Source organism: Kitasatospora sp. NPDC051853 (assembly GCF_044452665.1).
Lineage (GTDB): Bacteria > Actinomycetota > Actinomycetes > Streptomycetales > Streptomycetaceae > Kitasatospora.
Window position 1 is genome coordinate 607092 of the sequence record NZ_JBITBY010000004.1, and the last position, 25724, is coordinate 632815.

The following is a 25724-nucleotide window of genomic DNA, read 5'->3' on the forward strand; positions in this document are numbered from 1 at the left end:
CCGTCTAGTCTGGTGGGCGACATGGAGCGGTACGAGGGCGGGGCGACGAGCGGGCGCGCGGCGGGGGCGGGGCAGCTCACCGCCGACGTGCCGACCGGCGCTGCCCCCGCCTACCCGGCCGCCGGGCGGCTCGCCGAGTTGCTGGACGGGTCCGGGCAGTCCGAGGCCGACGCGCTGTTCACCGCCGCCTTCGGCCTCTACGGCGCGCGCCACCTGGGCGGCGTGCTGCCCGAGGACGGGCCCGCCGACGAGGGCTGCAGCTGGTGGCACGGCCCGACGGTCCATCAGCCCGCCGCGCTGCGCGGCCGCGAGGGCGGCCGCCGCAGCCGGATCGCCCCCGGCCGCGGCGCACTCGCCGCCAGCGGCCGCCGCGGCCGGCACCGCAAACCGGTGCCCGGCAGCCCCGAGCAGGTCGCGGTCGAACGCCGCACCGCCGCCCGGCTGCTGGCCGCCCACCCGCTGGTCACCGCCGGCGGCCCGCACGGCGAGGGCCTGCCGCTGATCCACCGTCACGCCGACTGGCTGGTGGAACGCTTCGCCACCCTGCTCGGCTACCCCCTCACCGTCGGCGCCGGCTACGCCCGCCTCCACAAGGCCCCGCTGCCGGGCCGCGCCCTCGACCCGACCGAGCACGGCCCCTGGACCCCGCAGGCGTACGCGGCCCTGGTCCGCGCGGTGGTGGCGGTGGCCGAGGGCGCCTCGCCCGACCTCACGGAGCCGGCGGTCCGTCAGCAGCTGGGCGAGTGGCGGGTGCTGACGGAGGGTCTGGCGGACCGCGAGCTGGCCGGGGCGCTGTTGAACTCCGGCCCGTCGGATTCCCCGGTGCCGGACGCGGTCGCGGTACGGCGGCGGCTGGCCGAGACCCCCGTGGTGCTGCTGGACGAACTGACGCCGGACCAGCGCCGCTGGCTGCTCGCCCACCGGGCCGAGGAGACGGCGCTGTTCGCCGACTTCCTCGGCCTGACCGCCGAGTACCGGGCCGAGGGCATCGCCCTGCTCGACCCGGCCGACGAACTCACCGACCTCGCCCTGCCCGGCAACGGCACCCTGGCCCAGGCGGCCCTGCTGCTCGCCTGCCGACTGGTCGAGGAACTCCGCCCGCTCCCCGAGGAGTCCGCGCCCCCGGCCGTCCTGGTCCCCGACGCCCTGATAGACGGCGCCCTCGGCGACATCACCGACGAACACGGCCTGCGCAACGGCTGGCGCCGCGCCTACCTGGCCGACCTCACCGCCTTCCGCCGCGACGCCCTCGATCTGCTGCACCGCATGCAGCTGATCGCCCCGGCCGGCCGCGCCTGGCTCCTCCGGGCCCCCGCCGCCCGCTACGCCCCGGCCGTCGAGCCGGAACCCCCGACGGTGGGCCGCCACTCCCGCTCCTACGCGGGCTGATCCGTCGGCTCCGAGACCCCGTGCGCCCGCTCGGCGACGGTGGTCAGGTGTGCCCGGAACTCCGCCACCGGTACGACGGGGGCACCCGGCAGGAAGGCGGCCTCGCACCGGCGGCAGAGCACCGCGGACTCCCAGAGCTGCCGGGCGTGCCGCCACCGCACCTGCCGCACCGGCAGGTCCCGGTCGGCCCGCCGGGCCTTGGCCCTGGCGCGGGCGAGGCCCACCAGGCCGCTCGTGAGCAGCAGGAGGAACGGGAGCAGCGCCCCCAGCCGGTAGCCGGTTCCGAAGGCGGTGTCACCGTCCGCGTCCCAGGTGCCCTGGCCGAAGGTCGCGGCCAAGGCGATGGCCGCGAGGATGAGCAGCGCCTTCCAGAGGCCGTCCAGGCCTGCCGGGAGCGGCTCCGCGGGCGGCGACAGTGCGAGGCGGGCCGAGTGGTCCGGAGCTTCGGCCAAGGCCTGTGGGACGGGGACCGTCCGGTCGGCGTGGCCGCACTGCGGGCAGGTGGTGGTCATCCTCGTGTGCTCTCCCGGCTGTCCGGCAACGGTCGCGGGTAGTACAGCACGGGGGCCACCGCCGCTTGACGGCGGGTCAGCGGCTGGCGGTCGCTATCGTCCCCTGCCGGACCGTCTCGACGGTGGCGCCGACGCCGAGGGTGCCGAGGGCGAGGGAGGCGGCCACGGCGGCGCAGGCGATCAGGCGGCGGTGGCGGCGGGGCAGGGGGAAGCGCGGGCCGGGTGGGGCCGCGGGTGCCGGGACGGGCTGAGCGTTCATGACAGTGAGCATTCCAGGGCGGTGTTAAACGGTGACGACACCGGGGTGAAGCCCAGGTGGGAGCTGGGCGTCGGGTCATCGAGGCTGTTCAGCATGCCACCGGCCGGGAACGACGCTGACGAACGATCAGCCGCGTTCGGCCCAGTTCACTCGGACGAGTGAGGCGGGGTGGGGGACGAGGAGCCGTTGCGGCGGCGGCCCACGCCGTGGTCGGCCAGGGCGTCGCCGACGGCGACCCGGACGGCGTCCCGTAGGCCGTGTGCGGCGGTCAGCCGGGAGGGTCCGGCCGCCGGGTCGGCGCGCAGCTCGCGGACCAGGGCCAGGCAGAGCAGCAGCATCACCACCACGAAGGGCAGCGCGACCAGGATGGTGGCGTTCTGCAGGGCGCTGAGCCCGCCGGCCAGCAGCAGGGCGGCGGCCACCCCACCCATCAGGACGCCCCAGACCACCACCAGCCAGGTGCGGGGGTGGAGCGAGCCCCGGCTGGAGAGCGAGCCGAGGACCAGGGAGGCGGAGTCGGCGCTGGTGATGAAGAAGGTCATCACCAGCAGGACCGCGATGACGCTGGTGACCCCGCCGAGCGGGAGCGAGCGCAGGGTCTCGAACATCGAGGCCTCGGCGCCCTGGGAGATGGTGCCGACCAGGTCGGCCGCGCCGGTGGAGTCGAGGCGGATCGCGGTGCCGCCCATCACGCAGAACCAGATGACGGTGGCGCCGCTGGGCACCAGCAGGACGCCGAGCAGGAACTGACGGATGGTCCGGCCCCGGGAGATGCGGGCGATGAAGGTGCCGACGAAGGGGGCCCAGGAGAGCCACCAGGCCCAGTAGAAGATGGTCCAGGAGCCGAGCCACGCCTCGTCGGTGAAGGCGCCGGTCTGGGTGGCCATGGTGGTCAGGTCGGAGAGGTAGCCGCCGACGGTGGAGGGGATGGCGTCCAGCACGTAGACGGACGGGCCGAAGACGAAGACGAAGAGCATGATCAGCGAGGCCAGCACCACGTTGGCGGTGGAGAGCCACTTGACGCCCTTGTGCACGCCGGAGAAGGCGGAGAGCACGAAGGCGGCGGTCAGCGAGCCGATGATGACGAGCTGGACGTTCTCGGTGGACTTCACGCTGGAGATGTAGCCGAGGCCGTCGGCGACCTGGAGCGCGCCGAGGCCGAGGCTGGTGGCGGAGCCGAAGACGGTGGCGAAGACCGCGAGCAGGTCGATGGCCCGGCCCATCCAGCCGTCGGCGCCCTGACGGCCGATCAGCGGGACGAAGGCGGCGGAGATCCGGTTGCCCCGGTTCTTGCGGAAGGTGGTGTAGGCGAGGGCCAGGCCGCCGACGGCGTAGATCGCCCAGGGGTGCAGGGTCCAGTGGAAGAGCGAGAACTCCAGCGCGGACTGGGCGGCGGCCGGGCTCTGCGGCTCGATGCCGGAGCCGGGCTGCGGGGAGGCGTAGAGCTGGAGCGGCTCGCCCACGCCGTAGAACATCAGGCCGATGCCCATGCCGGCGCTGAACATCATGGCGACCCAGGCCAGCGTGGAGAACTCCGGCTCCTCGTCGTCCCGGCCCAGCCGGATCCGGCCGAAGCGGCTGAACGCCAGCAGCACGGTGAGCACCAGGAACACGTCGGCCGCGACCACGAACAGCCAGCCGAAGTTGTGCAGCACCCAGTCCAGGCCGGTCTTGGAGGCGCTGCCGAGCGAGTCCGCCGCGAACACCCCCCAGGCCACCACCGCCAGCACGGCGACGGCGCTGACGCCGAACACCACCTTGTCGGTGGGGAGGGTGGCCCCCGGTTGCTCGTCGGGTCGGCTGCTCATCGGCGGGGCTCCAGCGGTCAGACAATACGTACATCTCGTACTATCTGCGGCGGAACGGCGCGAGCCGGTCAGGACGCGCCGGGCAGCTCCCCGGTTTCCCTGACGGCGCGTCATCCGCACACCTAGGATCGTCCGCTGCGGCGCTGCCGGGGTGGCGGGCGCCACGTCGGGAGGGGAACGGACGCATGGACGAGTACGCCTACGACCGGATGCGGCGGGAGCAGTGGCTGGCGGGGGAGGCCCGGGCCGAGGGGGTGGACCGCCGGACGCTGCTGCGGATGCTGGCCGCTGCCGGTGCGGCCGGGCCGGTGCTGAGCGCGGTGGGCGGGGCGGGCGTGGCGCGGGCCGCCTCGCCGGTGCCGGGGATCGTGAAGCCGCTGCCCGCCGAGTGGTTCGTGCCGCGCGGCACCAACGCCGAGATGCGCTGGGACTCGGTGGCCGGCACCGGGTACCACACGCCCACCGAGCGGTTCTTCGTGCGCAACCACACCAGCACCCCGCTGATCGACCCGGCCGGCTGGCGGCTGAGGCTGACGGGCGGTGGGCTGCGCCGCGGGGACGTGGAGTTCGACCTCGCGGCGCTGAGGCGGCTGCCGTCCACCCGGATCACCGCCCTGGTGGAGTGCGCGGGCAACGGCCGCAGCTTCTTCCACTCCCAGCAGGGCCGCGCCGTCCCCGGCACCCCGTGGACCTTGGGCGGCGTCGGCTCCGCGAGCTGGCGCGGCGTCAGGCTGGCCGAGCTGCTGCACCGGGCCGGGCTGCGCCGGGGTGCGGTGGACGTGATGCCCTCCGGGCTGGACCCGGAGTTCGTCACCGGCGGGCTCTCGCTCGGCCGGGTCCGCCGCCCGCTGCCGCTGGCCAAGGCGCTGGACGACGTGCTGGTGGCCTACGAGATGAACGGCGAGCCGCTCACCCCCGACCACGGGGCGCCGGTGCGGCTGGTGGTGCCGGGCTGGATCGGGATCGCCTCGATCAAGTGGCTGGGCACCGTGGAGGTCTCCACCGAGCCGCTGTACTCGCCGTGGAACACCGACTTCTACCGCCTGTTCGGCGAGGCCTACCCGGAGGGCGGCAGCGCCCCGATCGGCGGCCAGGTGGTGAAGAGCGCCTTCGAACTGCCCTGGGGCGCCACCCTGGAGGCGGGCCGCACCCACCGGCTGACCGGCCGCTCCTGGTCCGGCTCCGCGGCGGTGCGCGAGGTGGAGGTCTCCACCGACGGCGGCACCGTCTGGCACCGGGCGCACCTGCTGGACCGGCCGCGCAAGGACGGCTGGGTGCGCTGGTCGTACGACTGGCGGCCCGAGCGGCCGGGCGGGTACCAGCTGCGCGCCCGCGCCACCGACCGGCGGGGGAACACCCAGCCGGTGGCCACGGTGCACAACCGCGAGGGCTACCTCTTCGACGCCGTGGTGGCCCACCCGGTGACGGTGGCTCGGCCGACCGCGGGTCAGGCCGCCTCGTAGGGCGCCAGCACCAGGCGGACCACGCCCTCCAGCCGGCGCCGGGCGTCGTCGAGCGTGGTCCGCCCGGTGACCCAGGAGGTCAGCTCGCCCTGCCAGGAGTGGCCGACGATGTGCCGGACCAGCTCCCCGGCGGCGGGCGGCAGGCTGGGGCTGACGGCGTCCAGCGCGGCGCCGTCGGCCCGGGCCAGCGACTGGAGGGTCTCGGAGGCGAACGGGTCGGTCGAGGCGGCCACCGCCACCCGGAGCCGGGCCAGTTGGGGCTGGCGCTGGTAGGCCCGCATGCCGTTGCGGACGAAGCGCACCACCCGGTCGGTCTCGGCCACCCCGCGCCGGGCGCCGCGCTGCTCGGCCACCAGGTCGTCCAGCAGCAGCCGGTGCCAGTCCGCGATGGCGGCGGCCAGCAGGTGGTCCTTGGAGGAGAAGTAGCGGTAGGCCGTGCCGAGCGCGACTCCGGAGCGTTCGCAGACCTGTTTCATCTGGAGCCGTTCCACGCCGGTCTCGTTCACCAGCGTGAGAGCGGCGTCGATCAGGCTCTTGCGGCGTTCGAGCTGACGGGGCGACATCGCCTCCACCGGCCTTGGTGACAGGTCAACCTTGGTCACCCGCACCATGATACGGGCCGGGGTCCGCCGAGCGAACGTCACCTGAACGGGCAAGTGCCGGGCTGCGTCAGGTCGGCCCCTCCGGACGGAGCGTCAGACCGCCCGCCGCCGGATCAGGGTCTCCTGGACGGCGGAGGCCACCAGCCGCCCGGCCCGGTCGTAGAACTCGCCGTGCGCCAGGCCCCGGCCGTCCGAGGCGGACGGGCTGCGCTGGGCGAACAGCAGCCACTCGTCGGCCCGGAACGGGCGGTGGAACCACATCGCGTGGTCCAGCGAGGCCAGCACGATCCGGGGCGGCTCCAGACGCTGGAAGCGGTGCGCCTGGAGGTCGATCGCGGCGGTGGAGGCCAGCGTCAGGTCGGAGAGGTAGGTGAGCGCGCAGACCTGGAGCAGCGGGTCCCCGTCGGGCAGCCGGCCGCCGGTCCGCAGCCAGACGAACTGCTGCGGGGTGCCCGGGAGTTGGCCGGGCAGGCCGGGGGTGTCGGCGGGGACGAAGCGCAGCTGGAGGGTGCGGAAGACGGCGGCCCGCTCGTAGTCCTCGGGGGCCGCGGCGGCCCAGGCGGGGAAGGGGTCGGGCAACTCCTCCGGGGCGGGCACCACGGGGGCGGCGGAGTGCCGGTCCGGCTCCTCCTCGGGGGTCTTGAAGGAGGCGGAGAGGGTGAAGATCACCTCGCCGTGCTGGACCGCGGTCACCCGCCGGGTGGCGTAGGAGAAGCCGTCCCGGACCCGGTCCACCTCGTAGTCGATCGGGTGCCGGGGATCGCCGGGGCGCAGGAAGTAGGAGTGCAGCGAGTGCACGTGCCGCCCGCCGTCGATGGTCCGCCCGGCGGCGGTCAGCGCCTGCGCGGCGACCTGCCCGCCGAAGGCGCGCAGCGGTGCCCCGGCGTGGCAGCGTCCCCGGAACAGGTTCTCGTCCAGCCGGTCGATCCGGAGCAGCTCGACGAACCGCTCGGCCGTATCTGCTGCGGTGGTGGTCCTGGGGGCTTCCGTCACGCGCACAGCGTACGACATCACCACTGGAACAGGTTTCAGGAATGTTCGTTCTTGACTGACCGTTCCTTTACTCCTAGGGTTCTCGGCATGGGACGACCACGCGCGTTCGACGAGGACGAGACCGTCCGGGCCGCCGCCCGTGTGTTCGCCGACCGGGGCTTCGAGGGGACCTCGGTCGACGACCTGGTGACGGGGCTCGGGGTGCACCGCAACAGCCTCTACAAGGTGTTCGGCAGCAAGCGGGGCCTCTACCTGGCCGCGCTGCGCCGGCACCTGGACGAGGAGGTGCTCCCCGGAGCCGCCGCACTGGCCCGGGCCTCGGGGCTGGGCACGGCACTGGCCCAGGCCGCGGCCGCCTTCGACGGCGGCCCGGCCGCCGGGCTGCTGGTGCTCGCGGCCGCCGAACGGGGCCCGCACGACCCCGAGGTGGCGGCCCTGGTCGAGGAGGGCCTGACCGCCCTGGAGGCCGGACTGGCCGCCCACCCGGAGGCCGGGCCCGGACTGGCCCCGGCACTCGCCGCCACCGTGCTCGGCCTGCGGCTGCGCCGCTCCGAGGGCGGGCCCGCCCAGCTCGCCGCGCTGTCCCGGCGGATCACGTCAACCAGCTGAAGGAGTCGCAGAGATGGCAGTGGTATCGGTCGCCGACGGCATCCTGACCGTCGAGGTCGAGGGGTGGGACCGGGTCTGGGCGCTGAGGAGCCGGATCGAGATCCCGCTCCGGCACGTCCGGGGCGCCACCCTCGACCCGGGCATCGTGCGCGAGCCCAAGGGCGTCAAGTCCGGCGGCACCCACGTCCCGGGGGTGATCGTGGCGGGCACCTTCCGGCGGGACGGCGAGAAGGTCTTCTGGGACGTGAAGAACCCGGAGAAGGCCGTGGTGATCGAGCTGGCGGACGAGGCGTACGCCCGGCTGGTGGTCGAGGTGGCCGACCCCCGGGAGACCCTCGCCCTGGTCGAGCGGGCCCTGCGGGACGCCTGACGGACCGCCTGACGGACCGCCTGACGGGTCGTCGACCACGAGGAGTCCGCCGCCGGACCTGACGGCTCGTCCGGTCCGGCGCGTGGCGGGTGCGGCCCTCCGGTACGACCGCCTAGGGTTGCGGACCATGCTGCATCTGCGCCTGATCGTCCCGCACGACCTGCGGGACGCCGTCCTGGAACGGATCGACACCTGCCCCGGCGTCACCCACGTGGTGCTGCTGCCGGACTCGGCGCTGCGCCCGGCCGGGGACGTGGTGCTCTGCGACGTCGCCCGGGAGTCGGCCGACGAGGTGCTCGGCGGACTGCGGGCGCTGGGGCTGGCCGAGCGCGGCGCGATCGACGTCTCGCCGCTGGAGCTGGCCATCTCCAAGGCGGCGGAGCAGGCCGAGGAGCTGGCCCCCGGCGACGGCGCCGACGCGCTGGTCTGGGAGGCGGTCTCCGAGATCACCCACGAGGAGTCCACGCTGAGCGTGGTCTACCTGGCCTTCATGGCGCTGGCCACCATGCTGGCCGCCTGCGGTGCGGTGCTGGACAGCGCGATCCTGGTGGTCGGCGCGATGGCGGTCGGTCCGGACTTCGGCCCGTTGGCCGGGCTCTGCGTGGCCGTGGTGCGGCGGCGGGCCCGGGAGGCGGCCCGTTCGCTGGCCGCCCTGCTGGTGGGCTTCGCGGTGGCGATGGTGCTCACCGCCGGGTTCTCCTGGGTGATGGACCAGCTGGGACTGTTCAGCCAGGCGGCCTTCGACGCCGAGCGGCCGAACACCTCGTTCATCTGGAAGCCGGACGCGATGTCCTTCGTGGTCGCCCTGCTGGCCGGGGCGGCCGGGATGCTCTCGCTGACCTCGGCCAAGGCGGGGATGCTGGTCGGCGTGGCGATCTCGGTCACCACCGTCCCCGCCGCGGCCAACGCGGCGGTGGCCTTCGGCTACCGGGACTACGCCCAGGCGGTGGGCTCCGGGGTCCAGCTGCTGCTCAACCTGCTGGGCATCGTGCTGGCCGGCGTGCTCACCCTGCTGGCGCAGCACTGGGCCTGGCGGGTCATCAGGGCCCGGGCGGCGGGCTGAACCACCCGGGCCGCGGCGTCGGACCGCGACCCCGGCGTCGGGCCGTGACCCCGCGTCAGACCGTGACCCCGTCGTCCTCCGCCCGGTGGGCGGGGCGGGTGGGGGCGGCCACGCCCTGCGGGACGAACAGCTCGGCGCCGCGCGGCATCGCCGCCACCGCCCGCCACCAGAGCCGCACCGGCGGCGGCTCGGCCGGCTCGAAGGGCTTGCCCGGGCGCGGCACCACCACGCGTGCCCCCAGTGCCTGGGCGGCGCTGACGGTCCGTTCGGCCGGCTCCTCCCACGGGTGCGGGGCCAGGTTGAAGGTGCACCAGTGGATCGGCAGCAGCAGCTCGCCGCCCAGGTCCAGATGGGCCCGCACCCCCTCCTCGGGGGTCATGTGCACCTCGGGCCACAGGTCGCTGTAGGCACCGATCTGCACCATCGTCAGGTCGAACGGCCCCAGCCGGCCGCCGATCTCCGCGAAGCCGGGGAAGTACCCGGTGTCGCCGCTGTGGAAGACCCGGTGCTCCGGCCCCGCCACCACCCAGGAGGCCCAGAGCACCAGCGGGTTGTTCCGCGGCCCGCGGTTGCAGTAGTGGCGGGCGGGCGTGGCCGTCAGGGTCAGCCCCGCCACCTCGGCCGACTCCCACCAGTCCAGCTCGGCGATCCGGGACGGTGCCACGCCCCAGTGCTCCAGGTGCGCGCCGATCCCCAGCGGCACGGCGAAGGTGGTCCCGGCGGCGTCCAGCGCCCGGACGGTGGCCAGGTCGAGGTGGTCGTAGTGGTCGTGCGAGATCACCACCACGTCCACCGGCCCGAGCTCCGCCAGCGGGATCGGCATCGGGTGCAGCCGCTTGGGCCCGGTCCAGCCGAACGGCGAACAGCGCTCGCTCCACACCGGGTCGAACAGCACCCGCCGGCCGTCGATCTCCACCAGCACGGTGGCGTGGCCCAGCCAGGTGGTCCGCAGCCCGGAGCCGGGCGGCTCGGCCAGCTCGATCGGCAGCAGCCGGTGCAGCGGCACGGCGGCGGCCGGCGCCCGGCGGTGCCGGCTGGCCGCGAACTGACCCCGGTTCAGCTCCAGCCGGTTGCGGGTCCTGGCCAGCCGGCTGGTGGGCACCGGGTTCCGGAAGGCGCCGCCGCGGAAGTTGGGGGAGTTCCTGATCCGCTCCAGCCGTGCGCCGGTGGGCTCGGTGCCGAACGGCTCGGTGCGGATCCGGCGCCAGGCGTCGCCCGGCAGTTCCAGCAGCGGTGCGGTACCGGTGCCGAGCCGGGCGGTCAGAGCGGCGACCAGGGACGTCCAGGCGACGGGGCTGGGCACGGCACCTCCATGGGCGGTTTTGTCCGTCTTGTCGGACATTACCGTTCGGGTTCCGCACCTACCCGGCGAGACGGAGCCGTACGCACCGTTCGGCGTAAGCGGCTGCCGTCCCCTGGGCTGACGGTGGGTCAGGCCGCGTAGAAGCGGGTGATCGTCTCGGCCACGCAGTGCGGCTTCGGGCTGCCCTCGCTGGTGATCGTGTACCGCACCAGCGCCTGCACCCCGCCCGGCACCTCGGTCGCCGACAGCAGCTCGGCGGTGGCCCGGACAGCGGTGCCGACCGGCACCGGGGCGGGGAAACGGACCTTCTCCGACCCGTAGTTCAACGCCATCCTGATGCCCTCGACGGCGTAGCACTCCTTCGCCAGCACCGGGATCAGCGACAGCGTCAGGTACCCGTGCGCGATGGTCCCCCCGAACGGACTGTCCTTCGCCCGCAGCGGGTCCACGTGGATCCACTGGTGGTCCCCCGTCGCCTCCGCGAACAGGTCGACCCGGCCCTGGTCGATGGTGTGCCACTGGCTGGTGCCCAGCTCGGTGCCGACCGCTGCGGTCAACTCGGCGAGGGAGGCGTACGTCGTCACGGCTGCTCCTGAACGGGAAGGGGGACGGAACACCGGCAGAGTATGCCTACCCACGGGTCACTTGTCAGCGGGCGGTCGGGCCGGGGGCGCGAGGGACGTAGGTGGTGAGGCCGGGGGCGCGAGGAACTGCGCGCGGAGGAACGGCAGCACGTGCAACTGGCTGACGGCGGTTCAGTTGCCGGTGGGCCGCCTTCCGCCTCGCGCAGTTCCCCGCGCCCCCAGAAGCATCACCACTACCGAGCACCACTGGCGAGGACCTGCCCCGCAGGGAGGACGCGGCGTCCGCTCACCAGCTCCGGCACGATCCGCACGAACATCGGCTCCTGCCCGCTGTTCACCCACGGCAGCGGCCCGGTGCGGAGCAGGTGCCGGACGGCCGCCGGGTCGCGGACGACCTCGGTGCGGCCGTGGACCAGCACGGACCAGCCGGTGCGGGTGGCGGGGTCGAGGTGGTCGGCCTGGAAGGCGGCGACGGTGCCGTCGAGGGCGCGGCTGACGGTGGAGCCGGCCCGGAGGCCGAGGATCAGGGTGTCGTCGGGGGAAACCTCGAAGGCGACCGGGAGGACCGCGGGGAGGGCGTGCTCGGTGTACACCACGCGCCCGATGGGCACGGTGCCGAGCAGGCGCAGGCACTCGGCCTCGCCCAGGGTCACCACATGCTCGTCTCGGTCCATGTACCCGATGGTGCCGCTCCGGGCGGCCCGCCAGTAGGGCCCATGGTCCCTGACCTGCGTCGGTTCCGACCGAAACCGCACGCGCGGCACGGACGGCCGGATAGTTTGGGCGGGCGTAGCGGCAGGGGCGGCAGGGGAGGAGCGCCGGTGGGCGGCGGGATCGAGCTGGTGGTGATCGGCGCGGACGGCGGGCCGGAGCGGGCCCACGCCGGGTCCGGGCGGGCGGCCGAGGGGGCCCGGCGGCTGGCCGCGGAGCTGCCCGGGCGGTGCTTCGACGCGGGGGTCCGGGGGAGCCGGGTGACCCTGGTGCCGCCGGAGGCGGACGCGAACGCGATGCTCACGGCGTTGCGGGCGGCGGCGCAGCGGCCGGCCCGGTGGCTGGTGGTCGCGTTGCTGGGGCAGCTCACGGTGGACCCGAGGGGGCGGCGGCTGGCGCTGGTGACGGGCGGGTCGACCCCGGACAACGCGTACCGGCGGGGGCTGGCCTGGGACTGGGTGGTGAGCACCATGGTGCACGGGGACCAGGAGGAGACCCTGCTGCTGGTGGACGCCGTCGCCGACAAGGAGGCCTGGGGGGCGCTCGAACGGGGTGAGGAGGGGGCGGGCGAACTGCTCTCGCACTCCCGGGTGCCGCTCTGGGGACGGGTGGCGCGCTACCAGCCGCCCCGGCGAGGACGGGACACCGTGCTGCCGGGCGGGGAGGGCTCGTTCACCTGGGCGTTGGACCGCGTGCTGGAGCACGGCCTGCCCGGCGGGCCGGCGGCGGTGGCCCCGGTGGACCTCCAGCCGGCCGTGGAGGCCCAGCTGGCCTGGGCGGAGACCGCCTACGGGGTGGCCGGGGCGCGGCTGTTGGCGCCGGGGGAGCAGGGGAGGCTGCTGCTCCGCAACCGTGCCGCGGTACGGGGTGCATTGGCCGGATTGTCGCTTTCCGAAGAACTGTTGGCGGTTCTGTGGCGGGAAAGTGCCCCAATGGATCCGCCTTCCGCGTAAGGTCAGGACGCCCGAGGTGTTGCCGGGCATGGGCGGGTTGGCGAAGAATCAATCCCCCGAAGCAACACCAGGGGTGGCGGATTTCTTCTGCGGCGGCGGTCCCTCGCGGGGCCGGCCGCGACGAGGTGGGGCGATGCGGCAGCACGGAATTGTGGTGCGCCCTGGGAGGGTTGGGGCCGGCGGGGCTGTCCTGCTGCTCCTCGCCGCCTGTGGCCAGAGCGGGTCCGCCGGGTCCGCCGACCGGCTCTCCGACGTTTCCGTGGCCCCAAGTCTCCCTCCTGTCACGGCGACCGCCACTCCCGGGGCCTCGGCCGCACCCGTCACCGGTCTCCAAGGGGCCGTCGCCACCGTGGTCCTGACGGCCTACCGGACGTGGTGGGACGCCAGGACGACTGCTTTCGGACAACCGGAGGCGGACGTTCTGCCGCTCAGGCTCTACTCGAGCGGCAAGGCGCTCAGCGACACGATGGTCACCCTCACCGAACTCACCGAGGCCAAGAAGGTGATGGTCGGCGCACCGCGGAACTCGCCGCTGGTGACGGCGGTCGACCTCGACGCCAAGCCCCCGACCGCCACCGTCGAGGACTGCATCGACGTCACGGACTGGCACCAGGCCGACGCACGGACCAGGGCGACCGCGGAGCCGACGGCCCGCCTCACCCGGTACACCGCGAAGGTCACCCTGCGCAAGAACGAATCCCGTTGGCAGATCGTCGAATTCACCCGCGAGGTGGGCCGAACATGCTGAACAGCGTCCGACGGAGCACCCTTCGAGCCGTGTTGGTGACCGGTCTGGTCACCGCCCTGTCAAGCCCGGCGGTCGCCGAGGAGCCGGGCGGCACGGTCAACCCCTGTGAAGTGCGCGACATCTGCATCATCGTCACCGAACCGGGCGGCGGCGGCACCACCCCCGGCGGTGGCACCCCCACGGGCGGCACCGACGCCAACGGCGTTCCGCTCTGCACCTGGAACGGTGTCGAACGGCCCTGCTGGGACTCGAAGCTGGGCTGGTTCAGCACGGAGAACGGCTGCTACTACAAGCCCGCCGACCCGCAGCCCCCGGCCACCGACCCGGCCTGGGGCGGCAACACCCCGCAGGACGGCAAGGTCTACGACGTGACCTGCCGCGACAAGGACGGCAACCTCTCCGTCTGGCCGCAGCAGTTCTTCCCGCAGCCCCCGGTCCCGATGCCGGTCTACGACAACGTGGCCGACCTCGGTCTCAAGGCGCTCGCCAAGCTGCGCCTGCGCCCGCCGGCCATGCACACCGCGCCGGCCGGCAAGGCCGCGGTCGGGGTGCCGGTCTGGCTCTGGTACGAGCGGACCGCCGACAGCGTCGGCCCGGTCAGCGAGACCGCCGCGGGCAACGTGCTGAGCGTCACCGCCACCGCCGAGCTGGACCACGTCGAGTGGACCACCGGCGAGGGCGACCAGGTGGTCACCTGCAAGGGCCCGGGCACCCCGTACACGCCCGGCTCCGGCGCGGTCACCTCCCCGGACTGCCAGCACGTCTACGCGAACAGCTCGGCCCAGCAGCCCGACGGCAGGTACTACGTCTCGGCCACCGCCGTCTGGAAGATCAAGGCCGTCCGCAACGACACCGGGCAGCGGATCCGGCCGGACTTCCTCTGGGACCTGCCGGCCGCCGCCCCGATGCCGATCGAGGTGGCCGAGGTCCAGCTGCTCAACTGACGCCTCCTCACCTCCCGCCGCCCGCCGTCCCCAGGACCGCACACCGCCCCCGTACGAAAGGCCGAAGCCCGGTGGAGCAACGAACCTTCCCCACGCCGAGCCCCGGCACCACCGTCCCCGCGGCCGAGCCGGCCCGGGTGGCCCCGCACGTGCCGCCGCGCACCCTGCGGGCCAGACGGCGGCGGCCGGCGGTGATCGCCATGGCGGTGGCCATGGTGGCGGCCGGTGGGCTCGGCGGGGCGGTGCTCTACAACTCCACCGGGCAGCGGATCGCGGTGCTGGCGCTGGCCCGGGACGTGCCGGCCGGGCAGGCCATCGCGGCCGAGGACCTGGTGGTGGCCCGGATCGCCTCCGACCCGGCGCTGCGGCCGCTGGACGCCACCGACCGCTCCCGCACCATCGGCCTGCGGGCCTCCCGCGACCTCAAGCGCGGCGGGCTGCTGCTCAAGGCCGACGTCACCGGGGACTCGCTGGTCGAGGCCGGCCAGACGGTGGCCGGCGTGGCGGTCAAGCGCACCCAGCTCCCGGCCACCCGGCTCACCCCGGGCACCCGGGTCCTGGTGGTCTCCACCCCCGACAACGGCCCGAACGGCACCGTCCGCACCCCCGAGACGCTCACCGTCAAGGTGGTCGCGGTCGGCAAGGTGGACACCGACGGCAGCCAGGTCGTCGACGTGGCCCTGCCGCTGGCCGACGGCCCCAAGCTGGCCGCCTGGGTGGCCGGCGGCAAGATCCAGATCATCCTGGCCCCGCGTACCGACGGAGCGGCCGCCACCGCCCCGACGCCGGCCCCGAGCGGGAGCGCCGGCTGATGGCCCGTCACCCCGCGACGGCGACGGCACGGGAGGTGGTCCCGTGGCGGTGATCGCGATGGTCGGCGGCCCCGGCGCCCCCGGGGTGACCACCGGGGCGCTGGCGCTGCTGCTCTCCTGGCCGCTGCACCCGGGCCGCCGGGTGCTGCTGGTGGAGTGCGACCCGGACGGCGGCGCGGTGCTGGCCGGTGCGCTGGAGGGCCGGGTGGAGGCGGTCTACGGGCTGCGCAACCTCGCCGTCGCGGACCGCCGCGGCCTGCTCGCGCAGGCCATCTGGGAGCAGCTGGTGGACATCTCGCCGGACGGCACCGGGGAGCGCCTGCTGCTGCCCGGCCTGACCGACCCGGCCCAGGCCCCCGGCCTCGCCTACACCTGGGAGCCGCTGGTGGAGGCGCTGCACGCGCTCGAACCCCAGGGCTACGACGTGCTGCTGGACCTCGGCCGGTCCGGCGCGTACGGGCCGGGCGCGGTGCTGGCCCGGCGGGCCGACGCGGTGGTGGTGACGGTGCGCAGCACGCTGCGCGGCCTGAGCGCCGCCCGGCCCCGGCTGGCCGCGCTGCGCGAGGACCTGGCCCAGTCGGGCAGCGGGGCGGACGCGCTGGGCGTGCTGTTGGTGGCCGAGGGCCCGTACCCGGCGGCGGAGATCGCCCGGGAGTTCGGCGTGCCGGTGCTCGGGGTGCTCCCGCACGCGCCGCGCACCGCCCGGCTGCTCTCCGACGGCGGGGACACCGGGGACCGCAGGTTCGTCCGCTCCGAGCTGATGCGCACCGCCCGTTCGGCGGCCGACCAGATCCAACTGCTGGTCAGACGCCGCCGGCAGCGCCTCGCCCCGGCCACCGCGCCGGGAGCCGTGGCGCCGCAGCACCCGGTGCCGGTGATGCCGTCCCCCGAGCAGGAGTCGCACCCCTTGGCCTACCAGCAGCCCGGCGCCCAGCCGCCGCAGGCATACCCGCAGCAGCCCTACCCGCAGCAGCAGCCGTACCCCCAGCACGCCTACCCGCAGCAGCCCCAGCAGCAGGGCTACACGCTCGGCCCGCTCAACCCCCGGCAGCAGCAGCCCCCGCAGGGCGCCTACCGCCAGGCCGCGTTCGCGGAGCCGGGCCGCCCGCCGGCCCACCCGACGGCGGACGGCCGGCCCGGCCCGATGGTGCCCGCGCCGCCGGTGCCGCAGCCCGCCGCGCCGGAGCCCTTCCCCGCCCCGGCCGAGGCCGAGCCGCCGACCTACGGGCAGGTGCTCCGTGCGCGGTAGCCCGCTCCACGACCCGCTGCAGAAGCCCTCGGCCGACCCGGCCGGGCTGCCCTGGACGACGGCCCAGCCGGTGATACCGCATGCGGCGCCGGTCGGCCGGTTCACCACCGGCCCGGCCGACTCCGCTGCGGCGCAGGCCACTTCGGTGCCGGCCGTCCAGCCGTCCGGGGTCCGTCCGGCGGTCGACCAGCAGGTCGCCCGCGAGCTCAAGCGCCAGGTCGCGGCCGAGCTGCACGAGCAGCTCAGCCGGCTGTCCGACCTCTCCGGGGTGGAGGCCGACCGGGCCACCCGGCGCCAGCGCGGCCGCGCGCTGATCGACGAGGCGGTGGCCCGCTGGTCCGACGCCTACGCCCAGACCCACGGCATCCCGCCGACCAGGGAGCAGGACCGGGCGCTGGCCGAGGCCGTCTACGACCTGCTGTTCCGGGCGGGCCGGCTGCAGCCCTACCTGGACGACCCGGACATCGAGAACATCCTGATCAACGGCTGCGACGACGTGTGGATCTCCAAGGTCCACCAACCGCTGCGCCAGGTACCGCCGGTGGCGGACAGCGACGCCGAGCTGATCGAGCTGCTCCAGGACCTGGCCCGCCAGCACGGCGGCGGCGAGCGCTCCCTCTCCACCGCCAGCCCGATGCTGGCGCTGCGGCTGGAGGGCGGCATGCGCCTGCAGGCGATGACCGAGGTGACGCCCCGTCCGTACGTCGCGATCCGCCGCCACCGGGTGGCCTCGGCCACCCTGGCCGACCTGGTCCAGCTCGGCACCGTGGACCACACCCTGGCCGCCTTCCTGGCCTCGGCGATCCGGGCCCGGAAGAACGTGATGATCACCGGCACCCAGGGCGTCGGCAAGACCAGCCTGCTGCGCGCGATGGCGGCCGAGATCCCGCCGGACGAGCGGGTCGGCACCCTGGAGTCGGAGTTCGAGCTCTGGCTGCACACCCTGGGCCACCTGCGCCAGGTGGTGCCGATGGAGGCCCGGGAGGGCAACGGCGAGCGGGTGGACGGCAAGGTGGCGGGCGAGCTGACGATCGGTGAGCTGATCCCGGCCGCGCTGCGGATGACGCTCTCCCGGATCATCGTCGGCGAGGTCCGCTCCGGCGAGGTGGTGCCGATGCTGCGGGTGATGACCAACGGCGAGGGCGGCTCGATGTGCACCCTGCACGCCCGCGGCCCGCAGATGGTGGTGGACCGGATCGCCGAGCTCTGCCTGGAGTACGGCGCCCACATGACCGACACCCTGGCCTACCGGCTGACCGCCAACGCGGTCGACCTGATCGTGCACGTCTCGATGGTGGACGAGACCGCGCTCGGCGGCCGCCGTCATCGCTTCGTCTCGCACGTGATGGAGGTGACCGGGATCGGCGAGAGCGGCCGCCCGGCGCTCAACACCGTCTTCGGCCCGCGCCCCGACCTCGGCGAGCCCCGGGCCGTGCCGCACACCCCGCCCAACTGCCTGGACGACCTGCGCCGGGCCGGCTTCGACGCCGGTCTGCTGCAGTCCGCGTACGGCAGTTGGGGCGCCCCGCTCAACCTGCGGATCGGGGGCGGTCGCTGATGCTGCTCTTCGTGCTCTGCGGGCTGCTGGTGGTCGGCGGCCTGGTGCTGCTGGTGGTCGGGCTGCGCGGCACCGACCGGCCGGAGGAGGGCGCGGCCCCGTCGGCCGCGAGCCGTCTCTCCGACCGGGCCCGACGCCAACTCCCTTTCCAGGTCCTGGTGTTCGCCGGTGGCACGGCGCTGGTCCTGCTGTCCGGCCGCCCGCCGGTGGTGATCGTGCTGGTCGCCCTGGTGGCCTTCGGCCTGCCCTGGCTGTACGGCGCCACCAAGGCCGACATGCACCGGATCGAGAAGCTGGAGGCGCTGGCCGAGTGGACCCAGCGGCTGGGTGACGTCCTGCTGCTCGGCGTCGGGCTCAACCAGGCGATCGTGACCAGCCGCCGCACCGCGCCGCCCGCGCTGGAGGCCGAGATCGCCGAGCTCAGCGCCCGGCTGCAGTCCCGCTGGCGGCCGGAGGAGGCGCTGCGCGCCTTCGGCGACCGGCTCGCCGACGCCACCGCCGACAAGGTGCTGGCCGCCCTGGTGCTGCGCGCCGGGGACAGCGGCCCGGGTCTGGCCCGCACGCTGGGCGACCTGGCCGGGTCGGTCCGCGAGGAGGTCCGCCAGCGGCGGGCCATCGAGGCGGACCGGGCCAAGCACCGCACCACCATCCGCTGGCTGCTGGTGATCATCCTCGGGGTGCTGCTGGTCGGGCTGCTGAACGACCGTTACGTCCGGCCCTACGGCACCTTCCTGGGGCAGATGGTGCTGCTGGTGGTCCTGGTGCTCTTCGTGCTGGTGATCGCCTGGATGAAGAAGCTGGCCACCCAGCCGCAGCTGCCCCGGCTGCTGGAGCCCGACCGGCGGAGCAAGACCGGTGGCGTCCGGCTGCCCGCCCCCGACGGGCCGGACGGCCCGCCGTCGCCGGCCGGGCCGCAGTCGGCCGCCGCACCCGTCCCCGCCGTCCCCTCGCTGTTCCGGAAGGAGGGCCCGTGATCTCCGTCTGGTCCGTCCTGGCCGGGGCCGCCGTGCTCGGCGGCGTCGCCCTGCTCGCGGCCGAACTCAGACCGGCCCCACCGGACTTGACGCAGGCCCTGGACCGCCTGCACCGGGTGCCGGTGGAGACCCACGAGCTCGGCGGCCGGGCCGCCTGGGCCGACCGGATCGGCGCCCGTTCGATCCGGCTGGCCGGCGCGCGCATCCCGCACCAGCAGCTCGCCCTGATCGGCCGCACCCCGGCCCGCTTCATGGCGCACAAGCTGCTGTTCGCCCTGATCGGTCTGATGGCCCCCGCCTACCTGGTGCTGCTCACCACCCTGATGGACGTCCAACTGCCCGTGTTGGTTCCCGTGTTGGCCGGCCCCGCGCTGGCCCTGCTGGGCTGGCTGGTGCCGGACGCCATCGTCAAGGGCGAGGCCAAGGAGGCCCGCACCGAGTACCTCAACGGGATCGCCGCCTACCTCGAACTGGTCGCCCTGGAGCGGGCCGCCGACCTCGGCCCGGCCGAGGCGCTGCGGCGGGCCGCCGTGGTCGGCCGCTCCACCGTGCTGCGCCGGATCAGGGACGCCCTGGACCGCGCCACCACCGACCGGCTCCCACCCTGGGAGGGCCTCGACGCCCTCGCCACCGAACTCGGCCTGACGCCCCTTCAGGACGTCGCCGACATCATGCGGCTGTCCGGCACCGACGGGGCGGCCGTGTACGACACCCTCCGGGCCCGGGCGAAGAGCCTGCGCGACGAACTGCTCGCGGAGGACCTGGCCCGGGCCAACACCGACAGCGAGCGGATGGTGGCGCCCGGAGCGGCGCTCACCCTGCTCATGACGGTGCTGATCGCGTTTCCCGCGCTGTACCAGATGCTCAACTTCATCTAGCCGCCCACCGTAGACCCTGGAGAGCACACCGTGGCCGTACTGCGCTCGTTCCTCACCGCAATCTTCCTTCCCGTGCAACTCTGCATGTTCGTCCTCCACCACCGGATGGGCCGCCTCCGCGCGGCCCGGGCGGCCGGCGACCGCGGCGCGATCAGCATCGAGCTCGCCCTCGCCGTGGTGGTGCTGGTCGGCATCGCCGGCGCCATCGTGGTGGCCGTGAGCACCCTGGGCAAGACGGTCAAGGGCAAGATCCCGGCCGACCAGGTCGTGCCCTCGCCGTGATCCGTCGCCCGCCGTCCGTCCGACCCGGAGCCCGCTGGGGAGACCGCGGTGCGATGACCATCAGTCTCGCCCTGGTCTTCCCGGTGGCCCTGTTCCTGGTCTTCCTCGTGGTGCAGGCCTCCCTCTACTGGTACGCGGGCCAGGCCGCGCTCACGGCTGCCCGCGAGGGCGTCGAGGCGGGCCGGGCCAGGGGAGGCGGCTCCGAGTCGGGCGAACGGCGGGCCGGGGACTTCCTGGCCCGGGTCGGCGACCTGGCCGAACGGGTCGAGATCCGGACCGACGAGAGCGATCCGACCACCTTCCGGATCACCGTCACCGTCCGGCCGCTGGCCGTGGTGCCGGGGTTCGACCGGCTGCTGATCTCCCGTCAGGTCAGCGCCCCCCGGGAGAAGTTCGTCCCGCAGGGCGGGCAGCCGTGAGGCGCCCGCCCGCCCTGCGCGGGCGCCTCGGCCTGGTGCCGCCCCGGCGCCGCCCCGGCGCGGACCGGGGCAGCTTCGCGATCGAACTGGCGATCCTGGCCCCGGTGTTGGTCTTCTTCGTGCTGATCGCCGTCGCGGCCGGGCGTATTCAGACCACCGGCGGGGTAGTGGACGCAGCAGCCCGTTCCGGTGCCCGCGCGGCCTCCCTGGCGCGCTCCCCGGAGGGGGCGGAGCAGGCCGCCCACGACGCGGTGGCCGCGGCGCTGGCGGGGCAGGGGGTGCTGTGCGAGGGGGCGGAGAACCCGCCGGTCCAGTACGGCACGCTGTCCACGCCGGACGGCCCGCTCACCACCGTGACGGTGCGGGTCAGCTGCAAGGTCCGCCTGGCGGACCTGCTGGCGGGGCTGCCCGCCGGCACCAAGACCATGACCGGCACCTTCACCTCGGTGCTGGACCGCTACCGGGCAACCGGCTGAGAGGGGAGGGGAGTTGAGGCCGATACGGCTCCGCCGACGGGCGGACGGGGGCTCGATCGCCCTCTTCGTGGCGATCTGCGCGGCCGCCCTGGTGATCCTGGTCGGCATCGTGCTGGAGGGCGGCGGACGGCTCCGGGCCATCGAGAACGCCGACGCCCGCGCCCAGGAGGCCGCCCGCGCGGTGGGCCAACAGCTGGACCGGGCCGCCCTGTTGAGCGGCCGGGGCTACGTGCTGAAGCAGGACCTGGACGAGGCCCGCGGCGTGGCCGCGGCCTACCTGGAGCCGTACGGGCTGCAGCCCGCGGAGATCAGCTTCCGGGGGGACCGGACCGTGGTGGTGGAGATCCGGACCACGTACCGGACCACCCTGCTCGGTGCGATGCGGGTGGAGGAGCTGGACGTGCACGGCCTCGGCTCGGCCGGGCTGGTGCACGGAGTCAGGCAAGCGGAGAACCCGTGAGGGGCGGGGCTCCGGTCCGGGCTGACGCCCGGTCAGGCGGGCGCCGCGGCGGCAGGGCCGCAGCGGCGCGGGGTGTGAGGGAAGCGGGGAAGGGCTGATGGCGGCGCGAGGGACCAAGGGACAGGACCGGCAGGCCGGTGCGGGCTCGCGGGTCGAGCCGGGCCCGGGCGTACCGGCCGCACGGCGGCCGGTGCCGCTGCGACCCCGGCGACGGCGCAGGACCGCCGGATCGGTGGTCACCGCGCTCGGCGCGCTGGTGCTGCTGGCCGTGCTGCTGGCCGGGGTGCCGCTGCTGCTCGGCTACGGCACCCTCGCGGTGGCCGGGATGGGCGGCCAGAGCACCTCCGGCCTGACCGACCTGCTGACCAGCCCCGACGACGGCCGGATCTTCCTCTGGGTGCTGGTCGCCATCGGCTGGATCGGCTGGCTCTGCTTCGCGCTCTCGGTGCTGCTGGAGATCCCGGCCCAGCTGCGCGGCCGGGTGGCCCGCCGGCTGCCCGCCTTCGGCTGGAGCCAGCGGCTGGCCGCCGGCCTGGTCGGCTCGGTGATCGCCCTGCTGCCGGTGGCCGGCTCCGCCTTCGCCGCCGTCCCGGAGCTCGGGCCCGCCGCGGCCCCCGCCCAGGTGACCGCCTCCGCGCAGTACGCCGCGCTGCCCGCCGCCCCGGTGGCGCCCGCGCTGACCCCCGCCGCCGACCAGCACCCCACCTACACCGTGCGCGACACCAGCCCGGCGGACAGCCTCTGGTCGATCGCCGAGAGCCAGCTCGGCTCCGGCGAGCGCTGGACCGAGATCGCCAGGCTGAACGACGGTCAGGTGATGGACGAGGACGGCCGCCGCTTCGACGCCGACCGGGCCATCCACCCCGGCTGGAAGCTCAAGCTGCCCTCCGACGCCAAGCCGCAGGCCCAGGCCCAGGCCCCGGCCCCGGCTCCGGCGCAGGCCCCCGCCGCCCAGACCCAGACCGCCCAGACCCCGGCGGCCCTGACCACCGGTCACACCTCGGTCACCGTCAAGGCCGGGGACAGCCTCTCGGCCATCGCCGAGCGGGAGCTGGGCGATGCCGAGGGCTGGCCCCGGCTCTTCGAGGCCAACAAGGGCGTCACCGCCCCCGACGGCACCCGGCTGACCGACCCCGACGTGGTGGTGCCGGGCATGGTGCTGGCCCTCCCCGGTGCCCCGGCCGCGCCCGCCCCGGCCCCGGCCCCCGCCCCCGCGCCGGAGACCGCGCCGCCCGCCCAGCCCCCCGCGGCCCAGGAGCCCGCCGCCCAGACCCCCGCGCCGCAGACCCCGGAGGGCCAGGCCCCGGCCACCCCGGCCCCCTCCGTCCCGGCCTCCCCGGGCGCACCCGTCCAGGGCCCGACCGTGCCCGCCCAGCACCCGGCCGCCGACCGGGCCACCGCGCCCAGCGACGACTACACCGTGGCGCTGACCGCCTCCGCCGTCGGCGTGGTGCTGGCCGCCGTGCTGGTCGGCACGGTGGCCCGCCGCCGCGGCGACCAGCAGCGCACCCGCCGCCCGCGGCACCGGATCGCCCTGCCCACCCCGGCCGCGCTCGCCTTCGAGTCCGAGCTGAAGGTCCGTCAGGACGACGGGGGCCTGGCCCTGCTGGACCGCGCGCTGCGCACCATGGGCCGCAACACCGTGCGCGGCGGCAAGCGGCTGCCCGCGCTGGTCGCGGCCCGGGTCACCTCCGGCCGCACCGTCGAGCTCCACCTGGCCGCCCCGGCCGCGCCGATCGCGCCGTTCCGGGCCGCGCACGCGCCGAACGTCTGGTGGTGCCCGGAGGACTCCAACGAGCTGCTCTCCGTCCCGCAGGCGCGCAAGCACGCCGCCCCGTACCCGGCCCTGGTCACCCTCGGCACCGGGCCGGACGGCGCGGTGGTGCTGGCCGACCTGGAGACCGTCCGGCTGATGCACCTCTCCGGCCACCCGGACGACGCCCGCGACGTGCTGCGCACCCTGGCCGTCGAGCTGGCCCACAGCCCGCTCGCCGACCGGGTCAACCTCCACCTGGTCGGCCTGGCCGAGGACCTGCCGCTCAGCGGCGCCGCCGCCGAGCGGGTGCACCGGCACGACAGCCTGGAGGCGGCGCTCGCCGCACTCGGCCCGCGCACCGCCCGGGCCCGTGCCACCCTGGTCGCCGCCGAGGTGAGCAGCCCCCGGGACGCCCGCAGCCGCGGCCAGGAGGACGAGTCCTGGGTGCCCGAGATCGTGCTCTCCGCCCAGCCGCCCAGCGGCAACCTCCCCACCGAGCTGGGCCGCCTGCTGGACGGCACCCCGCGCACCTGCCTGGCCGTCGTCACCCGCGCCCCCGAGCGCGGCACCGGCCCGGTGGCCCGCTGGACCCTGCCCAGCACCGGCCTGGCCGCCATCCCCGGCCTGCACCTGACCGTGGAGCTCCAGCGGCTGGCCCCCGAGCAGTACGGCCACGTCGGCGACCTGCTCCGCAGCTCCGCCGACACCAGCCAACTCCCGGCCCCCGACTGGACCTTCGACGGCGAGGAGCTGGAGCCCGCCGAGCTCCCGGTGCCGGTGCTGGCCGCCGTGGGCGGGCCGGCCGCCGAGCAGACCTTCCTCGGCTCCAACCCCTTCGACACCCCGGCCCCCGCCTCCCCGCTGCTGGACGGCCCCGCCTTCGCGGCCGCCGCCTCCACCGCGGGCGGCCCCGGGGACGGCGCCGGGCCGGACCTGATCGCCCGTCTGATCGGCACCGGCAGCAGCCCGTTCGCGGGCACCAGCCCGGCGGCCACGCCGCGGCACACCCTGAACGGGGCCGGCCTGACGCTGCGCAAGAACGGCTCCGCCTCCTCGGCCTCCGCCTCGGCGAGCTCGGTGCCGTCCGTCCCCCCGGCGCTCCCGTCGCCGCCCCCGCTCCCGGCCCTGCCGGTGGCGCCGGTCGCCCCGGTGGCCGCCGTGCCGCCGGCGCCCGCCGCCTCCACCCCCGAGCCGCCGGCCGCCGCCGTTCCGCTCACCGACCCGCTCACCGACCCGCTCATCGATCCGCTGCCCGTCCCGTTCGCCGCGCCGGACCCGTTCGCGGCTCCCGAGCCGCCGGCCGCCGGACCCACGCCCGTCGAACTCCCGTCCACCGTGCCGTCGTCGGTCGAGGAGGAGACCGAGCCGCTGCCCCGGGTGGCCGACCAGCCGTTCACCGGCGAGTACCCGCTGGCCGCCCCCGCCGCGCCCCCGGCGCCCGCCGCCCCCGTGACGTTCGAGCAGCCGTCAACTCCCTTCCGCCCCACCGAGTTTCCGCCGGTCCCCGCCTACGAGCCGCCGCCGACCCACGAGGCGGCCGCCCCGGTGGCCGCACACGCCCCGGCCAGGCCCACCCCGCCCCCGGCCGCCTACGTGCCGTCGGGCGGCCCGTCCCCGCGCAGCGACAGCGACGACCTGCTGGCCATCCTCCGCTCGCCGGAGGCGCACAGCGTCCGGACCGCCCCCCGGATCCGGCTGCTCGGCCCGCCGGACCTGCTCGGCGCGCTCGGCCCGGTGAACCCCGAGGGCCAGCCCCGGCTCACCGAGCTGGCCGCCCTGCTGGCGCTGCGCCCGGGCGCGGACCTCTCCGCCCTGGACCACGCCCTGCACCCGGGCGCGGCCCACCTGGACCCGCACCCGACCACCGAGCAGTCCACCCCGCTCCCCGCCCGGCTGGCCGAACTCGCCTCCTGGCTGGGCGAGTCGGCGGAGGGCCGGGCCTTCCTGCCGCTGGACACGGGGGACGGCCTGGCCTTCGCCCCCACCGTCAGCTGCGACTGGGACGAGTTCCGCAGCCTCTACCGGCGCGGCATGCGCAGCACCAGCTCCACCGCCGACGCCGCCCTGGCCCACGCCCTGGCCCTGGTCCGCGGCGCCCCGTTCGCCGAGGCCCCGGGCAACAGCTACGGCTGGGCCGAGCCCGAGCGCCAGGACATGCTGGCCGCGATCGTGGACACCGCCCACGAACTCGCCGCCCGCCGCCTCCAGTACGGCGACCACCGCACCGCCGAGGCCGCCATCTTCCGCGGCCTGGCCGTCGCCCCGGAGGTCGAACTCCTGCACCGCGACCTCTTCTACGCCTACGCCTCGGCCGGCGCCCGCGACCAGCTCGTCCGCGCGGTCAACCGCCTGGACGCGCTCAGCCGCCGCACCGGCCGCGACCTCGACGCCGACACCGTCGCCCTCCTGAGGGACCTCCTCTCGGCCGCCTGAGCGGGAGGTCGGCCCCCGGTGCCGACCTCCCGATTGAGTCCTAGCCTGAGAACGGGTCACTGACCGGTCCGGGGCCGGCGACGAGGGAAGACCGTCATGAGCCAGGTCATCCGTCA

26 protein-coding genes are annotated in these 25724 nt (G+C 75.3%); 18 read left to right on the forward strand and 8 right to left on the reverse strand.

Annotated features, from left to right (window positions below; translation table 11 throughout):
* The first annotated feature begins 21 nt into the window (after positions 1–21).
* Entirely contained in the window at positions 22–1389 is a 1368-nt protein-coding gene (locus ACIA8O_RS15070) for a DUF2398 family protein (protein WP_396294182.1), read from the forward strand.
* On the opposite strand, the gene ACIA8O_RS15075 is transcribed toward ACIA8O_RS15070, so the two are convergent.
* The 3 genes from ACIA8O_RS15075 to ACIA8O_RS15085 form a co-directional block, all read right to left on the reverse strand.
* Positions 1377–1901: a hypothetical protein gene (locus tag ACIA8O_RS15075; protein ID WP_396294183.1), complete on the reverse strand. Its 525-nt coding sequence runs from the start codon at positions 1899–1901 to the stop codon at positions 1377–1379. The two genes, ACIA8O_RS15070 and ACIA8O_RS15075, sit on opposite strands and share 13 nt — an antisense overlap.
* A gap of 76 nt (positions 1902–1977) precedes the next feature.
* Positions 1978–2160 carry a hypothetical protein gene (locus tag ACIA8O_RS15080; RefSeq protein WP_396294185.1) on the reverse strand — a complete coding sequence of 61 codons (183 nt, stop codon included), beginning with the start codon at positions 2158–2160 and terminating at the stop codon, positions 1978–1980.
* Positions 2161–2306: 146 nt separating this feature from the next.
* Positions 2307–3968, reverse strand: a complete 1662-nt coding sequence (locus ACIA8O_RS15085; RefSeq protein ID WP_396294186.1) for a BCCT family transporter — start codon at positions 3966–3968, stop codon at positions 2307–2309.
* A gap of 185 nt (positions 3969–4153) precedes the next feature.
* Here ACIA8O_RS15085 and ACIA8O_RS15090 point away from each other — a divergent pair, with 185 nt between their 5' ends.
* Positions 4154–5431 carry a sulfite oxidase gene (locus ACIA8O_RS15090; protein ID WP_396294187.1) on the forward strand — a complete coding sequence of 426 codons (1278 nt, stop codon included), beginning with the start codon at positions 4154–4156 and terminating at the stop codon, positions 5429–5431.
* Here the strand turns inward: ACIA8O_RS15090 and ACIA8O_RS15095 are convergent.
* Entirely contained in the window at positions 5416–6033 is a 618-nt protein-coding gene (locus tag ACIA8O_RS15095; RefSeq protein ID WP_396294188.1) for a TetR/AcrR family transcriptional regulator, read from the reverse strand. The two genes, ACIA8O_RS15090 and ACIA8O_RS15095, sit on opposite strands and share 16 nt — an antisense overlap.
* 93 nt (positions 6034–6126) lie before the next feature.
* Positions 6127–7044 carry an acyl-CoA thioesterase gene (locus ACIA8O_RS15100; RefSeq protein ID WP_396294190.1) on the reverse strand — a complete coding sequence of 306 codons (918 nt, stop codon included), beginning with the start codon at positions 7042–7044 and terminating at the stop codon, positions 6127–6129.
* A 69-nt stretch (positions 7045–7113) separates the two neighbouring features.
* On the opposite strand from ACIA8O_RS15100, the gene ACIA8O_RS15105 reads away from it, so the two are divergent.
* The 3 genes from ACIA8O_RS15105 to ACIA8O_RS15115 all read left to right on the forward strand — a co-directional run bounded on the left by ACIA8O_RS15105 (position 7114) and on the right by ACIA8O_RS15115 (position 9068).
* Positions 7114–7635, forward strand: a complete 522-nt coding sequence (locus ACIA8O_RS15105) for a TetR/AcrR family transcriptional regulator (protein WP_396294192.1) — start codon at positions 7114–7116, stop codon at positions 7633–7635.
* A 13-nt stretch (positions 7636–7648) separates the two neighbouring features.
* Positions 7649–8005 (forward strand): hypothetical protein, encoded by a 357-nt coding sequence (locus ACIA8O_RS15110; RefSeq protein WP_396294193.1) that lies wholly within the window; start codon positions 7649–7651, stop codon positions 8003–8005.
* A 127-nt stretch (positions 8006–8132) separates the two neighbouring features.
* Complete coding sequence (locus ACIA8O_RS15115; RefSeq protein WP_396294194.1) at positions 8133–9068, forward strand: DUF389 domain-containing protein; 936 nt, start codon at positions 8133–8135, stop codon at positions 9066–9068.
* Between the two features lie 55 nt (positions 9069–9123).
* On the opposite strand, the gene ACIA8O_RS15120 is transcribed toward ACIA8O_RS15115, so the two are convergent.
* The 3 genes from ACIA8O_RS15120 to ACIA8O_RS15130 form a co-directional block, all read right to left on the reverse strand.
* On the reverse strand, positions 9124–10299 hold the full coding sequence (locus ACIA8O_RS15120; protein WP_396294264.1) for an MBL fold metallo-hydrolase: 1176 nt from the start codon (positions 10297–10299) through the stop codon (positions 9124–9126).
* A 200-nt stretch (positions 10300–10499) separates the two neighbouring features.
* Entirely contained in the window at positions 10500–10955 is a 456-nt protein-coding gene (locus ACIA8O_RS15125; protein WP_396294196.1) for a MaoC family dehydratase, read from the reverse strand.
* Between the two features lie 233 nt (positions 10956–11188).
* Positions 11189–11629, reverse strand: a complete 441-nt coding sequence (locus ACIA8O_RS15130; protein ID WP_396294198.1) for a pyridoxamine 5'-phosphate oxidase family protein — start codon at positions 11627–11629, stop codon at positions 11189–11191.
* A gap of 147 nt (positions 11630–11776) precedes the next feature.
* Between ACIA8O_RS15130 and ACIA8O_RS15135 the strand changes: the two genes are divergently transcribed.
* The 13 genes from ACIA8O_RS15135 (at position 11777) to ACIA8O_RS15195 (ending at position 25608) form a co-directional block, all read left to right on the forward strand.
* Positions 11777–12619, forward strand: coding sequence for a hypothetical protein (locus ACIA8O_RS15135; protein ID WP_396294200.1), 843 nt, complete (start codon positions 11777–11779; stop codon positions 12617–12619).
* A gap of 349 nt (positions 12620–12968) precedes the next feature.
* Positions 12969–13367, forward strand: coding sequence for a hypothetical protein (locus tag ACIA8O_RS15140; RefSeq protein WP_396294202.1), 399 nt, complete (start codon positions 12969–12971; stop codon positions 13365–13367).
* 29 nt (positions 13368–13396) lie between these two features.
* On the forward strand, positions 13397–14311 hold the full coding sequence (locus ACIA8O_RS15145; protein ID WP_396294204.1) for a hypothetical protein: 915 nt from the start codon (positions 13397–13399) through the stop codon (positions 14309–14311).
* Positions 14312–14382: 71 nt separating this feature from the next.
* A complete protein-coding gene (locus ACIA8O_RS15150; protein WP_396294206.1) occupies positions 14383–15123 on the forward strand; it encodes an SAF domain-containing protein in 741 nt (246 codons plus the stop codon).
* Between the two features lie 43 nt (positions 15124–15166).
* Positions 15167–16372, forward strand: coding sequence for a hypothetical protein (locus ACIA8O_RS15155; protein WP_396294207.1), 1206 nt, complete (start codon positions 15167–15169; stop codon positions 16370–16372).
* Positions 16362–17930 (forward strand): CpaF family protein, encoded by a 1569-nt coding sequence (locus tag ACIA8O_RS15160; RefSeq protein ID WP_396294208.1) that lies wholly within the window; start codon positions 16362–16364, stop codon positions 17928–17930. Before ACIA8O_RS15155 ends, ACIA8O_RS15160 begins: the two co-directional genes overlap by 11 nt.
* Positions 17930–18904, forward strand: a complete 975-nt coding sequence (locus ACIA8O_RS15165) for a type II secretion system F family protein (RefSeq protein WP_396294209.1) — start codon at positions 17930–17932, stop codon at positions 18902–18904. Before ACIA8O_RS15160 ends, ACIA8O_RS15165 begins: the two co-directional genes overlap by 1 nt.
* Entirely contained in the window at positions 18901–19782 is an 882-nt protein-coding gene (locus tag ACIA8O_RS15170) for a type II secretion system F family protein (RefSeq protein WP_396294210.1), read from the forward strand. The genes ACIA8O_RS15165 and ACIA8O_RS15170 overlap by 4 nt, the downstream gene beginning before the upstream one ends.
* A 72-nt stretch (positions 19783–19854) precedes the next feature.
* The gene (locus tag ACIA8O_RS15175) at positions 19855–20064 is read left to right on the forward strand and encodes a hypothetical protein (protein ID WP_396294211.1); all 210 of its coding nucleotides are present in this window, start codon (positions 19855–19857) and stop codon (positions 20062–20064) included.
* A gap of 53 nt (positions 20065–20117) precedes the next feature.
* Positions 20118–20483 (forward strand): TadE family protein, encoded by a 366-nt coding sequence (locus ACIA8O_RS15180; RefSeq protein WP_396294212.1) that lies wholly within the window; start codon positions 20118–20120, stop codon positions 20481–20483.
* Positions 20480–20959 carry a TadE/TadG family type IV pilus assembly protein gene (locus ACIA8O_RS15185; protein WP_396294213.1) on the forward strand — a complete coding sequence of 160 codons (480 nt, stop codon included), beginning with the start codon at positions 20480–20482 and terminating at the stop codon, positions 20957–20959. The genes ACIA8O_RS15180 and ACIA8O_RS15185 overlap by 4 nt, the downstream gene beginning before the upstream one ends.
* A gap of 13 nt (positions 20960–20972) precedes the next feature.
* Positions 20973–21419: a hypothetical protein gene (locus tag ACIA8O_RS15190; RefSeq protein ID WP_396294214.1), complete on the forward strand. Its 447-nt coding sequence runs from the start codon at positions 20973–20975 to the stop codon at positions 21417–21419.
* A gap of 97 nt (positions 21420–21516) precedes the next feature.
* On the forward strand, positions 21517–25608 hold the full coding sequence (locus tag ACIA8O_RS15195) for a LysM peptidoglycan-binding domain-containing protein (RefSeq protein ID WP_396294215.1): 4092 nt from the start codon (positions 21517–21519) through the stop codon (positions 25606–25608).
* Positions 25609–25724: the final 116 nt, after the last annotated feature.

Excerpts from the sequence above, each read along its gene's own strand:
- ACIA8O_RS15130 (WP_396294198.1), bottom strand. The coding sequence starts at position 11,629 with ATGGACCGAGACGAGCATGTGGTGACCCTGGGCGAGGCCGAGTGCCTG.
- ACIA8O_RS15195 (WP_396294215.1), top strand. The coding sequence starts at position 21,517 with ATGGCGGCGCGAGGGACCAAGGGACAGGACCGGCAGGCCGGTGCGGGC.
- ACIA8O_RS15080 (WP_396294185.1), bottom strand. The coding sequence starts at position 2,160 with ATGAACGCTCAGCCCGTCCCGGCACCCGCGGCCCCACCCGGCCCGCGC.
- ACIA8O_RS15105 (WP_396294192.1), top strand. The coding sequence starts at position 7,114 with ATGGGACGACCACGCGCGTTCGACGAGGACGAGACCGTCCGGGCCGCC.
- ACIA8O_RS15100 (WP_396294190.1), bottom strand. The coding sequence starts at position 7,044 with ATGTCGTACGCTGTGCGCGTGACGGAAGCCCCCAGGACCACCACCGCA.
- ACIA8O_RS15070 (WP_396294182.1), top strand. The coding sequence starts at position 22 with ATGGAGCGGTACGAGGGCGGGGCGACGAGCGGGCGCGCGGCGGGGGCG.
- ACIA8O_RS15110 (WP_396294193.1), top strand. The coding sequence starts at position 7,649 with ATGGCAGTGGTATCGGTCGCCGACGGCATCCTGACCGTCGAGGTCGAG.
- ACIA8O_RS15180 (WP_396294212.1), top strand. The coding sequence starts at position 20,118 with ATGACCATCAGTCTCGCCCTGGTCTTCCCGGTGGCCCTGTTCCTGGTC.
- ACIA8O_RS15075 (WP_396294183.1), bottom strand. The coding sequence starts at position 1,901 with ATGACCACCACCTGCCCGCAGTGCGGCCACGCCGACCGGACGGTCCCC.
- ACIA8O_RS15085 (WP_396294186.1), bottom strand. The coding sequence starts at position 3,968 with ATGAGCAGCCGACCCGACGAGCAACCGGGGGCCACCCTCCCCACCGAC.
- ACIA8O_RS15165 (WP_396294209.1), top strand. The coding sequence starts at position 17,930 with ATGCTGCTCTTCGTGCTCTGCGGGCTGCTGGTGGTCGGCGGCCTGGTG.
- ACIA8O_RS15090 (WP_396294187.1), top strand. The coding sequence starts at position 4,154 with ATGGACGAGTACGCCTACGACCGGATGCGGCGGGAGCAGTGGCTGGCG.
- ACIA8O_RS15115 (WP_396294194.1), top strand. The coding sequence starts at position 8,133 with ATGCTGCATCTGCGCCTGATCGTCCCGCACGACCTGCGGGACGCCGTC.